The organism is Arthrobacter sp. 9AX (assembly GCF_902506095.1).
Classification (GTDB): Bacteria; Actinomycetota; Actinomycetes; order Actinomycetales; family Micrococcaceae; genus Arthrobacter.
The window spans coordinates 4303759-4316005 of the sequence record NZ_LR733293.1 but is presented as its reverse complement, the minus strand read 5'-3'; the positions used below and the strand labels follow the sequence as shown (position 1 = coordinate 4316005).

The 12247-nt window shown below is 65.9% G+C and carries 12 protein-coding genes; 5 read left to right on the top strand and 7 right to left on the bottom strand.

The annotated features are described in order from the left end of the window. The first annotated feature begins 9 nt into the window (after nucleotides 1-9). The 5 genes from urtB (at nucleotide 10) to BACI348_RS20005 (ending at nucleotide 4115) form a co-directional block, all read left to right on the top strand. On the top strand, nucleotides 10-894 hold the full coding sequence (gene urtB / locus BACI348_RS20025) for an urea ABC transporter permease subunit UrtB (protein ID WP_159829499.1): 885 nt from the start codon (nucleotides 10-12) through the stop codon (nucleotides 892-894). Then, a complete protein-coding gene (gene urtC, locus BACI348_RS20020; RefSeq protein ID WP_159829498.1) occupies nucleotides 891-2045 on the top strand; it encodes an urea ABC transporter permease subunit UrtC in 1155 nt (384 codons plus the stop codon). The genes urtB and urtC overlap by 4 nt, the downstream gene beginning before the upstream one ends. Further along, on the top strand, nucleotides 2042-2851 hold the full coding sequence (urtD, locus tag BACI348_RS20015) for an urea ABC transporter ATP-binding protein UrtD (protein WP_159829497.1): 810 nt from the start codon (nucleotides 2042-2044) through the stop codon (nucleotides 2849-2851). Before urtC ends, urtD begins: the two co-directional genes overlap by 4 nt. Continuing rightward, nucleotides 2841-3536, top strand: a complete 696-nt coding sequence (gene urtE / locus BACI348_RS20010) for an urea ABC transporter ATP-binding subunit UrtE (RefSeq protein ID WP_236557657.1) — start codon at nucleotides 2841-2843, stop codon at nucleotides 3534-3536. The genes urtD and urtE overlap by 11 nt, the downstream gene beginning before the upstream one ends. A gap of 192 nt (nucleotides 3537-3728) precedes the next feature. Beyond that, nucleotides 3729-4115 carry a hypothetical protein gene (locus tag BACI348_RS20005; RefSeq protein ID WP_159830365.1) on the top strand — a complete coding sequence of 129 codons (387 nt, stop codon included), beginning with the start codon at nucleotides 3729-3731 and terminating at the stop codon, nucleotides 4113-4115. A 64-nt stretch (nucleotides 4116-4179) separates the two neighbouring features. Here BACI348_RS20005 and BACI348_RS20000 read toward each other — a convergent pair whose 3' ends face one another. The 7 genes from BACI348_RS20000 to BACI348_RS19970 form a co-directional block, all read right to left on the bottom strand. Further along, nucleotides 4180-5589: an aldehyde dehydrogenase family protein gene (locus BACI348_RS20000; RefSeq protein WP_159829496.1), complete on the bottom strand. Its 1410-nt coding sequence runs from the start codon at nucleotides 5587-5589 to the stop codon at nucleotides 4180-4182. 152 nt (nucleotides 5590-5741) lie between these two features. Beyond that, a complete protein-coding gene (locus tag BACI348_RS19995; protein ID WP_201298465.1) occupies nucleotides 5742-6557 on the bottom strand; it encodes an HpcH/HpaI aldolase family protein in 816 nt (271 codons plus the stop codon). After that, complete coding sequence (gene hpaH / locus BACI348_RS19990) at nucleotides 6542-7327, bottom strand: 2-oxo-hept-4-ene-1,7-dioate hydratase (protein ID WP_159829495.1); 786 nt, start codon at nucleotides 7325-7327, stop codon at nucleotides 6542-6544. Before hpaH ends, BACI348_RS19995 begins: the two co-directional genes overlap by 16 nt. A 2-nt stretch (nucleotides 7328-7329) precedes the next feature. Then, complete coding sequence (gene hpaD, locus BACI348_RS19985; RefSeq protein ID WP_159829494.1) at nucleotides 7330-8424, bottom strand: 3,4-dihydroxyphenylacetate 2,3-dioxygenase; 1095 nt, start codon at nucleotides 8422-8424, stop codon at nucleotides 7330-7332. A gap of 69 nt (nucleotides 8425-8493) precedes the next feature. Next, the gene (hpaE, locus tag BACI348_RS19980) at nucleotides 8494-10008 is read right to left on the bottom strand and encodes a 5-carboxymethyl-2-hydroxymuconate semialdehyde dehydrogenase (protein WP_159829493.1); all 1515 of its coding nucleotides are present in this window, start codon (nucleotides 10006-10008) and stop codon (nucleotides 8494-8496) included. Nucleotides 10009-10051: 43 nt separating this feature from the next. Further along, nucleotides 10052-10732, bottom strand: a complete 681-nt coding sequence (locus tag BACI348_RS19975) for a GntR family transcriptional regulator (RefSeq protein WP_159829491.1) — start codon at nucleotides 10730-10732, stop codon at nucleotides 10052-10054. After that, the gene (locus tag BACI348_RS19970) at nucleotides 10725-12194 is read right to left on the bottom strand and encodes a fumarylacetoacetate hydrolase family protein (RefSeq protein WP_159829489.1); all 1470 of its coding nucleotides are present in this window, start codon (nucleotides 12192-12194) and stop codon (nucleotides 10725-10727) included. The genes BACI348_RS19975 and BACI348_RS19970 overlap by 8 nt, the downstream gene beginning before the upstream one ends. Nucleotides 12195-12247 lie beyond the last annotated feature (53 nt).

Below are 12247 nucleotides of genomic sequence, written 5' to 3'. Positions count from 1 at the left end.
CCTGTTGAGATGGAACTCCTGATAGGGCAGATGTTCGCCGGGCTGAGCCTCGGGTCCGTCCTGCTCCTCGCGGCACTGGGGCTGTCGCTGACTTTCGGCCAGATGGGCGTCATCAACATGGCCCACGGCGAGTTCATGATGGCCGGAGCGTATACGGCCTTCGTGGTTCAGCAGGCCATCTCCGATGCCGGCGTTTCCCTGCTGGTTTCCATACCCCTGGGTTTCCTGGTGGGTGGTGTCCTGGGGCTGGTGCTTGAGGTGCTGCTGTTGCGGCGCATGTACCACCGGCCCCTGGACACGCTGCTGGTCACCTTCGGTGTGGCCCTCATCCTGCAGCAGGCCGCGCGGGACATCTTCGGCGCACCCAGTGTGGACGTCCGCGCGCCCGCCTGGCTGCAGGGGAACATCGAGATGCTGGGTGCACCGATCCCGCTGACCCGGCTCTTTATCCTCGCACTCTCGCTGGTGTGCCTGGCAGGCCTGGTCCTGCTCCTCAAGGCCACGCCATTGGGCCGCCGTATCCGGGCTGTGGTGCTGAACAGGGACCTCGCGGAAACCAGCGGCGTCTCAACCCGGCGAAGCGACCAACTGACGTTCTTCATTGGCTCTGGCCTGGCTGGCGTTGCGGGAGTCGCCGTCACCCTTATCGGGTCCACCAGCCCCTACCTCGGCACGAACTACATCGTGGATGCCTTCCTGGTGGTGGTGGCTGGCGGCATCGGCCAGATCAAGGGGGCTGTCATCGCGGCGTTCGCCTTGGGGGTGCTGCAGTCCGCGTTCGAGTACTCGACGACGGCAAGCATCGGCAAGGTCCTCATCCTGATAGTGATCGTGGTGTTCCTCCAGCTTCGGCCGCAGGGCATCTTCAGCCTCAAAACAAGGAGCCTGGCATGAAGGGCCTGTTGCAAGGAAGGCTGGGTACAGCGGCCGGATTCGCCGCTGCGGCGGTCCTGCTCCTGGTGGTCGCGCCGGCCGTGCTCTCCGCCTTCAACCTGGGATTGCTCGGAAAGTTCCTCTGCTTCGCCATCGTGGCAGTCGGCATCGGCCTCGCGTGGGGGCGCGGCGGCATGCTGACCCTCGGCCAAGGGGTGTTCTTCGGGCTTGGCGCCTACATCATGGCCATGCACATGAAACTTGCTGACGCGTCACTCTTCGGCGGCTCCGGCGTGCCGGACTTCATGTCCCTGTACGGCAGCGGCCAGGTGCCCGGCTGGTGGGAGCCTTTCCGAAGCCCTGCCGTGACACTGCTCGCCGTGGTACTGGTTCCCGGGCTGGTGGCCCTGATCCTGGGCCTGGCGGTCTTCAAACGGCGGGTCAAGGGTGCCTATTTCGCAATCCTTAGCCAGGCGCTGGCGGCTGCTTTCGCGGTGTTCCTCATCGGCCAGCAGGCAACCACCGGCGGTTCAAACGGGCTCAGCGGGTTCCGGTCGTTCTTCGGCTTCGACCTGCAGGACCCGGACAACAAGGTGATGTTGTACATGATCGCGGCGGCAGTGCTCCTGCTGTCGGTCGCCCTGGCGCGGCAGCTGATGCACAGCCGGCTCGGAGAGCTGCTGGTTGCGGTCCGGGACCAGGAGGAGCGTGTGCGCTTCCTGGGCTATGACCCGGCGTCCATCAAAACCGCTATCTACGTGGTGGCCGCCGTCCTGGCAGGCATTGCCGGCGCACTGTTCGTCCCGCTCGTCGGAATTATTTCGCCGGCGGACGTCGGCGTGATCCCTTCCATCGCCTTCATCATCGGCGTGGCAATCGGCGGCCGTGCCACCCTTCTGGGCCCGGTTCTGGGCGCAGTCGGCGCCGCGGCCGCTCAATCCGCACTGTCCTCGACGTTTCCCTCCTTCTGGGTGTATTTCCAGGGACTGCTGTTCGTCCTGGTCATCGGATTCATGCCGGGAGGCCTGGCGTCCCTGGCATCCATGGTGGGCAAGCGCCGCCGGAACCGTACTGCCCGGCCGCTGCCTTCAGTGCCAACCCCTGCAGCGGCCTCGGCATCAGCCCCGCTGACTGAAGGGGAAGCCAGCATGCCCGAGGAGGCCCGCAGATGAGCACACCCACCCTGCTTCCGGACGGTGAACCGCGCGCCGGAGGGCTGCGCCATGGCCGGCCGAAGTACCTTGAAATCCGCGACCTCTCAGTTTCCTTTGACGGGTTCCTCGCAGTAGACAAAGTCAATCTCGATGTTGTCCAGGGCGACCTGCGGTTCCTGATCGGGCCCAACGGCGCCGGCAAGACCACCGTGATTGATGCGATCACGGGCCTGGTGCCGGCCACGGGATCGGTGAACCACACCGGCACGGAGATCCTCGGACGGAAAGTACATAGGATCGCCCGGCTGGGGGTGGGGCGCACGTTCCAAACCGCCAGCGTGTTCGAGAATCTTTCCGTACTCCAGAACCTGGACATCGCTGCAGGTTCCGGCCGCGGGCCGCTTCAGATGCTCCGCCGCCGCAAAACCGTGGACCCGGCGGTGGAAGAGGCCCTGGAGATCATCGGAATGGAAGGCGTGGCCGGGAAGAAGGCAGGAATCCTTGCGCACGGCCAGAAGCAATGGCTGGAAATCGGCATGCTCCTGGTACAGAATTCCGATGTCCTCCTCCTGGATGAGCCCATCGCGGGAATGAGCCAGGACGAGCGGGCGGAAACCGGTGAGCTGCTGCGCAGGATCGCTGCCAGCCGCATCACCCTGGTGATCGAACACGACATGGACTTTGTGCGGGAGTTCGCAACGTCGGTCACTGTCCTGGCAGCCGGCAAGGTCCTCAGTGAAGGAAGCGTGGCGCAGGTTCAGGCAGACAAAAAGGTACAGGACGTCTACCTGGGGTCCTCAGGAGCGGAGGCCGATGATGCTTGAAATCGAAGAACTGCACACAGGTTACGGCCGGACCCAGGTGGTCTCCGGTGTCAGCCTGACCGTCCCTGATGGAGCCGTTGTCTCAGTCCTGGGGCACAACGGTGCCGGCAAAACCACGTTGCTGCGCGCCGTCGTCGGACTTCTCAAACCCTCTGCGGGGCGCATCAGGCTGGACGGGGAGGACATCTCAGCCCTCCGTCCGCACCGGCGGGTGGACCGCGGAATGGCATATGTCCCGCAAGGACAGCAGTCATTCGGACAACTGTCCGTCCTGGAAAACCTGCAACTGGTGGCGGACGGGCGCAGGGACGGCAGCGGGCGTGTGGCCGAAGCCCTGGACATGTTTCCGGCGCTGCGGCCATTGTTGGCCCGTCGGGCCGGGCTGCTCTCCGGCGGCCAGCGGCAGCAGCTGGCCATCGCGCGGGCACTCATTACGGATCCGCGCCTGCTGATCCTGGACGAACCCACTGAAGGCATCCAGCCGAACGTTGTTGCTGAGATAGAGGCAACCATCATTGCGTTGTCCAAGCGCAGCGGCATGAGCATCCTCCTGGTGGAACAGCACATCGGCTTCGCCCTCCAGGCTGCGGACAACTATTACGTCCTTGCGGCAGGCAGGGTTTCCTCCGCGGGGGCAGGCGGTGCCGCATCTGCGGGCGATGTCAGGAAGGCAATGCTGATCTGAGCCCGGAAAACCTCCGTCACCCGAAAAACGAGTACTCACTACTCGTGACCCGACCGGCCCCGGAAACTTTGAATGGAACCACTGCCGCTGGACCCGCGGCGGTGGTTCCAAGTTTCTGGGGGTTTTTATGTTTGGTAGCCATGGGCAGGTCGCCTGCCGTGAAGGCTCCGGGGTTTCCCCATGAGCCCGGGGATGGAAGCGGTGGCCGCGTTCAGCGGCTCCATCCCGGGCCAGATCCTGCTGGCCATCGGCCAGACAGTGGTGGTGGTGTGCGTGTGCTTCGACATGGTGCGTGCCCTGTCCGTTCCGCGGTCGCACCGGCGTTACGTGGCCAGCACCGTTTTCCGGACCCTGGCTGTGCCGTCCATTATCGCCAACGGCCTGACGGTCCTGATTGCCCTGGTGCTGGCGTCCTGGATTGATGTGGTGATGGGCACGTTTGTGCTGATGGCCATCATTTTCCGCCTGCACCACGACAAGGACGAGGACAACTGGTGGAAGGGCAAGGGCAAGAAGCTCGCCCGCTGGGCCCGCCGCCAGCTGTCCGGCCGGACGGCCGCCGCCCCGGCGATGGGGTAACGGCACACAAACCCGGGAACCCCGTACACCTGCAGGCATGCGGGGCTCCCGGTTCCAATGGTTCCTAGCCGTTGATGACCTGCGGAACGCTGAGGGATTTGAGGCCTTCAACGCCGAATTCGAGGCCGTAGCCGGACTGCTTGGCTCCGCCGAAGGGGACGCGGGGGTCCACTGCGCCGTGCTTGTTGATCCAGACGGTGCCGGCTTCAATGCGTGCTGCGACCTCCCGGGCGGCTTCACGGTTGGCGGACCAGACGGAGGCTCCCAGTCCGACGTCGAGCGCGTTGGCTTTCTCGATGGCTTCGTCCACGGTGGCGCAGCGGATGATCGGCAGGGCCGGACCGAACTGTTCCTCTGCAACGAGCGGGTTGTTGTTGTCGATGTCGGCCACGAGGGTGGTGGGGTAGAAGTAGCCGGGCTGGTTCGGGTCCGGGTTCCCGCCGAGGAGGATCTGGGCGCCGGACTCACGCGCGGCCTCCACAAGGTGCGCAACGACATCGTACTGGGCCTTGTTCTGCAGCGGGCCCAGGACGTTGTTCTCGTCCAGGCCGTTGCCCATGGGCATCGCGGCGGCCACCTTGGTGAGCTCCTCGCAGACGGCGTCGTAGATGTCGGTGTGGACGTAAAGGCGTTTGAGCGCCGCGCAGGTTTGGCCGGTGTTGATGAAGGCGCCCCAGAAGAGCCCTTCGGCGATGGCCTGGGGGTCGGCGTCAGGAAGGACGATGCCGGCGTCGTTCCCGCCCAGTTCCAGGGTGAGGCGCTTGACCGTGTCCGCAGAGGATTTGATGATGGCCTTGCCCGTGGCGGTGGAGCCGGTAAACATGACTTTGCCGACCGCGGGGTGCCCGGCGAGGCGGGCTCCCAGCTCACGTCCTCCACTGACGGCGGTGAGCAGTCCCTCGGGCAGTTCTTCGTTGAGGACCTTGACAAGGGCCAGGACGCTCAGCGGGGTGTATTCGGAGGGCTTGACCACCACGGCGTTGCCCATGCGCAGTGCCGGGGCGATCTGCCAGGTGGTGATCATCATGGGCCAGTTCCACGGGCCGATGGCGCCGACGACGCCGACGGGCTTGTAGTGCAGTTCGGCGTACGTTTCGCCGTCGTCCACGAGCGTTTCCGGTTCCAGCGGTGTAGTGGCTGCGGCCCGCAGCCAGGCGGCGCAGGCGCCCACTTCGAAGCGGGCGTTGGGGCCGTTGAGGGGTTTGCCCTGCTCGCGGGAGAGCAGGCGGGCGAGCTCTTCAGCGGAGCGTTCGACGGCGTCGGCCGCTTTCAGGAGCGCAGCGGACCTGGCGGCGTGGCCCAGGGCAGCCCACGCCGGCTGCGTGGCCTGCGCGTCGGAAATGGCCTGCTCAAGGTCTACGAGGGTGTGGATGGGTGCCTCGCCCACGGTTTCGCCGGTGGCCGGGTCCTGGATGGTTTTTGTGGGGCCGGACGTGGGCGTGATGGACGCCAGCAGGGCATCGTAAGTTTCCATGGGTTACTCCACTTCGAGTAGTCAGGCGCTTGCCGGATGTCCGGCGGGTTGCTCCCAGTCTGGTTCAGCAGGCTGGGCTCCGGCTTGTCTTTTCGCGCAGGACAGTTGGCGTGGAGGGAACGGACTGCGCCGTAGGCTGAACCAGCCGCCGGTCAGTAGCTGGTTCTGGTCTCGACAGGCTCAACCACTGAATCCTGCGGGATGTACTTCGCGGCGAGTGCCTCGGAACCGCGGGCCAGGAGGGCGACGTCGGCGCCCACCAGAATGAAGCCGGCACCGTTGTCCAGGTAGTGGCGGGCGGTGTCCGGGTTGAAGGCGTTGACGCCTGCGGGTTTCCCGGCCGCTTTGGCGGCTGTGAGGCAGTGTTCGACGGCGGCGCGCACCTCGGGGTGTTCCTGCTGTCCCAGCACGCCCATGGAGGCGGCGAGGTCGGAGGGGCCGATGAAGATGGCGTCCACGCCGTCCACGTTCAGGATGTCCTCGACGGACTCCACGGCCGCCGTCGACTCGATCTGGACGGTGACGCTGATGGTCTCATTCGCCCGGTCCAGGTAGTCCGGGACGCGGTTCCAGCGGGCCGCACGTGCCAAAGCCGACCCCACGCCCCGAACACCTTGGGGCGGGTAGCGGGTGGCGGCCACCGCGGCTTCGGCCTGGGCGACGGAGTTCACCATGGGGATGAGCAGGTTCTGCACGCCCAGGTCCAGGTACTGCTTGATCAGCACCGTGTCGTTCACCGGCGGCCGGACCAGGGTGTGGACGGGGTAGCCGTGGACGGCTTGTAGCTGGGCGAGGATGGATTCGAGCCCGTTGGGGCTGTGCTCGGCATCGACGAGGAGCCAGTCGAGGCCGGACCCGGCGCAGAGTTCGGCGACGAGAGGGCTGCCGCAGCACACCCACATCCCTGCCAGCGGGCGCTTGGCTGCAGCCAAAGCGTCCCGGAACGTGTTTCCTAGTGGAAGCGGCATGTGACACTCCCGAGGGGTCCGTAGTCGGCGTGGACGGTGTCGCCCTTGTAGACCCAGAGGGGGCGGGTGAAGGAGCCGGCGAGGATGATGTCCCCGGCCTTCAGCGAATCCCCGTGAGCGGCGATCTTGTTGGCCAGCCAGTGGACCCCGTTGGCCGGGTGGTCCAGGACGCCGGCGGCCACCCCGGTCTCCTCCACGGTCTGGTTCTTGTAGAGGATGGCTGAGACCCACCGGAGGTCCACGGCGTCCGGCTTGACCGGCCGGCCGCCGGTCACCATGGCGCCCATCGCGGCGTTGTCCGAGATGGTGTCCACGATGGTCCGGCCCTCCATCTCTATCCTGGAGTCCAGGATCTCCAAGGCCGGAACCACGTAGTCGGTGGCCCTCAGGACATCGAAGATAGTGACGCCCGGTCCCTTCAGCCCGTCCTTGAGCACGAACGCGAGCTCCACTTCCACCCGGGGGTGGGTGTACTGGTCCCACTCCACGGAGCAGCCGGTCTCCAGGACCATGTCATCGAAGATCGCGCCGTAGTCCGGTTCGGTGATGCCGGTGGCGTCCTGCATTGCCTTGGACGTGAGGCCGATCTTTCGGCCCACCAGGGTCCGGCCGGCTTCCTCGTTGCGGCGCCGCCACAACTGCTGCACCGCGTAGGAATCCTCCACGGTCATGTGCGGGTAACGCGCAGTCAGGCGCGGCACCGGAGTCCGGGTGCGCCCGGCCTCGAGCAGTTCGTCGGCGATGGCCTCAATCGTCTTGGCATCCAGCATGGCTACAGCTGCGCCCCCAGCTTGAAACCGGCCCGGTCCCCGGCGTCCGGACCATCGCCGTCGGCCTTGCGGGTGTAGGAGAAGCCGTCGGCACCCACGGTGACCGCCATTTCGGACTTCTCTTCGCGGACAATCACCGGCTGCGGGGTGCCGTCGAGGTCCAGGACAAGTGAGGCTTCGGTGTACCAGGACGGGACCACGGGGTTGCCCCACCAGTCGCGGCGCTGGTTGTCGTGGACGTCCCAGGTGATGGTGGGGTTGTCCGGATCACCGGTGTAGTAGTCCTGGGTGTAGATCTCGATGCGGTGCCCGTCCGGGTCCAGGATGTAGAGGTAGAACGCGTTGGACACGCCATGCCGGCCGGGCCCGCGTTCGATCCGGTCGCTGATCCTGAGGGCGCCCATCTTGTCGCAGATCTGGATGATGTTGTGCTTCTCGTGCGTGGCGAACGCGACGTGGTGCATGCGGGGTCCGTTGCCGCCGGTCAGCGCGGTGTCGTGGACGGTCTGCTTGCGGTGCATCCACGCGGCGTACGTGACGCCGTCGGCATCCTTGATGTCTTCGGAGACGCGGAAGCCCAGGTCCTCCAGGTACTTGCGGCCCTTGGGGACGTCCGGGGTGACCTGGTTGAAGTGGTCCAGGCGGACCAGTTCGCCGGCTGAGTAGAGGTCGTAGCGCTGGGTGAGGCGTTCCACGTGCTGAACGTCGTAGAAGAATTCGTAGGGGAAGCCGAGCGGGTCCTCGACGCGGACGGAATCACCCACGCCCTTGGTGAAGCCTTCTTTGCGGCGCTCCACCCGGCAGCCGAGTTCCTTGTAGTAGGCCTCGGCGGCGTCCACCTCGGCGGGGGACTTCACCCGGTACGCGAACGCGGCGACGGCGGCAACGGGTCCTTTGCGGAGCACCAGGTTGTGGTGGATGAACTCCTCGAGGGAGCGCAGGTAGATCACGTTCTCGTCTTCCTCGGTGACGTGCAGGCCCAGGACGTCCACATAGAACTCGCGGGATTTGGCGAGGTCGGTGACCACGATCTCCATGTAGGCGCAGCGGACGATGTCCGGTGCCGCAACTGTGGGGGTGGGAACAAAGTTGGTCATGGTGCTCTCTCTTCTTTGAAAGGTTTGGGAAAGTACGACGGCGGCCGGCCGGCTCGGGTGCCGGGGTTGCTATGCGCCGAACTTGGGGGTGTGCACACTGCCGAGCGTAATGTGCACGGCCTGCTGGTCGGTGTAGAAGTCGATGGAGCGGTAGCCGCCTTCGTGGCCCAGGCCGGAGGCTTTGACACCGCCGAACGGCGTGCGGAGGTCGCGGACGTTGTGGCTGTTCAGCCACACCATCCCGGCTTCGACGTTCTGCGAGAAGTTGTGCGCCCGGGTCAGGTTCTGGGTCCAGATGTAGGCGGCGAGGCCGTATTTGGTGTTGTTCGCGAGGGCGAGGGCTTCGTCGTCGTTCTCGAACGGGGTGATGGCCACGACGGGACCGAAGATCTCCTCCTGGAAGATCCGGGCGTCAGGCGCGACGTCAGCGAACACGGTGGGGGCGATGTAGTTGCCCTCGGGCAGGTGCTCGGGTCGTCCCCCGCCGGCCAGCAGCCGGCCTTCGGACTTGCCGATTTCCACGTAGGAGGCCACCTTTTCGTAGTGTTCGGGGTGGACGAGGGCGCCCACCTGGGTCTTGGGGTCGTGGGGGTCGCCCACCACGATGTTCTTGGCGCGGGCGGCATACTTTTCGCAGAATTCGTCGTAGATGGCGCGCTCCACCAGGATGCGGGAGCCGGCGGTGCAGCGTTCGCCGTTGAGGGAGAAGACGCCGAACAGGGCGGAGTCGATTGCGGCGTCGAGGTCTGCGTCGGCGAACACGACGCACGGGGACTTGCCGCCGAGCTCCATGGACAGGCCCTTGAGGTTGGTTGCGGCGTTGCGGAAGATGGTCTGGCCGGTGGTGGTCTCGCCGGTGAAGGAGATCAGCGGGACGTCCGGGTGCTTGACCAGGGCGTCGCCGGCTTCCTCGCCCAGGCCGTTGACCAGGTTGAACACGCCGTCGGGCAGGCCAGCGTCCTTGAAGATGGTGGCCCACAGGGAGGCGGACAGCGGCGTAAACTCGGCGGGTTTGAGGACCACGGTGTTGCCGGTGGCCAGTGCCGGGGCGAGCTTCCAGGACTCCAGCATGAACGGCGTGTTCCACGGGGTGATGAGGCCTGCGACGCCGATGGGCTTGCGGTTCACGTAGTTGATCTGCGAGCCCGGGACCTTCATGGCGTCATCAAACTGGGCCACGATCAGGTCCGCGAAGAAGCGGAAGTTCTCCGCAGCCCGGAGCGCCTGGCCCTTGGCCTGGGTGATGGGCAGGCCGGTATCGAAGGTTTCGAGTTCGGCCAGCCGGGCTTCCTGGGCTTCGACGGCGTCCGCGATGTTGTTCAGCACCCGGGCACGCTCACGCGGCTTCATCCTCGGCCACGGACCGTTCACGAACGCCTCGCGGGCAGCCGCGACGGCGAGGTCGATGTCCTCCTGCTGGCCGGCCGCGGCGGTGGCGTAGTTCTGGTTGGACACCGGGTCCAGCACGTCGAACGTCTTGCCGCCTACCGAGTCAACGAACTGGCCGTTGATGTAGTGCTGGATGTGGGCGGGCAGGTCCTGCGGCACGTAATGCGTGGCGGTCTGTTCTGCAGTGAACGTCATTGTTGTTTCCTTACTGCTCTGGTGGGTCTTTGCTTCAGGCGTTTCAGATGTTCCTGGCCTGGGCGAGGTAGGCGTCAAGGGTGGCGGAGCGGTGGAGGCGGGCTGCTTTTTCAATGGAGTCGGGGCCTGCTTCGGATTCGATGAGCTTCAGCAGGTTTTCGTGTTCGTCCACCGATTCGTGGGCGCGGCCGGGGACAAAGCGGAAGGTGGAGGACCGGAGGGATGCAAGCCGGTTCCAGCCGCGGTGGACGAGGTCCAGGATGTGCGGGTTGGGGCAGTGCTCGAACAGGACGCTGTGGAAGTCCTGGTTGAGCTGCGTGAACCGGACGGGATCGAAGTGGTCCAGGCACTCGCGCATCTCCTGGTTCACGGCGCGGGCCCGGGCGATCGCCACGGCATCGATCAGCGGTGCGGACAAGGCCGTAGCGGCACCCTCCACGATGCTGAGGGTCTGCATGGTGTAGAGGTATTCGGTGGGATCGATGCCGGCCACGGTGGCGCCGACGTTGCGTTCGAACGTCACCAGGCCTTCGGCCTCGAGCCGGCGGATGGCTTCCCGCACCGGGACTACGCTGAATCCGAGGTCCTTGGCGATGCTGCCCAGCACCAGGCGATACCCGGGTGTGTAGTTGCCTTCCACGATCCGTGCCTTGACGGACTGGTACGCCTGTTCGGACTTGCTGCCGGCAGGCGCGGCGGAAGGCCCGGCCACAGTCTCAGTCATTGGTGTGCTTCCATTCCCCGTACCGTGCCTGCCATTCGGCGTTCATCGGGTACAGGCCGTCCACGCTGTTGCCCTGCTTCACCATTTCGAAGATGAAGGTCTCTTCCTGCTCCTGCTGGATGCAGTCCTCCACCAGTTCCTCAGCCATGGCCGGCGGGATCACCAGGATGCCGTCGGCGTCGGCCACGATGATGTCGCCGGGCTGGACGGTGGCACCGCCGCAGGCGATGGTGGTGTCGGTGTCCCACGGAATGTGGCGCCGGCCCAGCACCGCGGGGTGCGGGTTGGCGAAGTAGGTGGGCATGTCCAGGTCCGCAACGGCCGTGAAGTCGCGGACGCCGCCGTCGGTGATGATGGCTGCAGCTCCGCGGACCTGGGCGCGCAGGGCCAGGATGTCGCCCACGGTGCCGGTGCCCTTTTCGCCGCGGGCCTCCATGACCAGGATTTCACCCTCGTTCACGGAATCGATGGCGCGCTTTTGTGCGTTGTAGCCGCCGCCGTGGGTCTTGAAGAGGTCCTCGCGGTTGGGCACGTAGCGCAGGGTCCGCGCCAGCCCCACCACGCGGCGGTCCGGGCGGGTGGACTGCAGTCCGTCGATGCTGACGTTGTTAAGGCCGCGCTTGCGCAACTGCGATGACAGTGTAGCCGTGGCGACGGACTCGAGCCTGGCCTTCAGTTCAGGAGACAGGGAGGATGCAACGGCGGCCGCAGCCTCAACAGGAAGCCCGGCGGCCTCGCGTGAACCCCACGCCTCCTCACGCTGCACGTCATCAACCTTTGGGCCGGCACCAAAGTCAGCGAACGGCGTCGTGCCTTCCTCCACGATGGTGACCAGGCGGCCCGTGGTGAGGTCACCGGCGCACACTTCCACCTCAAGGACATCGCCGGGCTTGGCCACCGAGGCACCGGCGGGGGTGCCGGTGAGGATGATGTCCCCCTCCTCGAGGGTGAGCAGCTGGGACAGGTCCGCCACCAGCCGGGCGAACGGGAAGAGCAGGTCCTCCGTGGTGTCGTCCTGGACGAGCTGGCCGTTGTGCCAGGTGCGGATCCGGAGCCTGGCTGCGTCGACGGCGTCTGCCGGGATCAGTGCCGGGCCCACGGGGGTGAAGCCGTCGCCGCCCTTGGACCGGAGGTTGGAGCCCTTGTCTGCCCAGCGCAGGTCGTAGACGCCGAGGTCATTGCTGGCGGTCACGGCGGCAACATGGCTCCACGCGTCTTCGATGCCTACCCGGCGGGCGGCCTTGCCGATGATGAGCGCGATCTCGCCCTCGTAACCGAGCAGTTCGCAGCCCGCGGGACGTTCCACAGTGCTGCCGCTGAGGGAGAGCGACGACGTCGGCTTGAGGAAGTAGGACGGCTGGGCCGGTGTCCGGCCCCGCTGTGCAGCCCGGCTGGGGTAGTTAATGTGCACCGCGATGACCTTCCGTGCCGCTGCGAGGGTGTCCCCGTTGACCTGCTCCAAAGCGCCTCCTCGTGAAGTACGAAATCGTATACGATCACTCTGGCGCTGGGGCG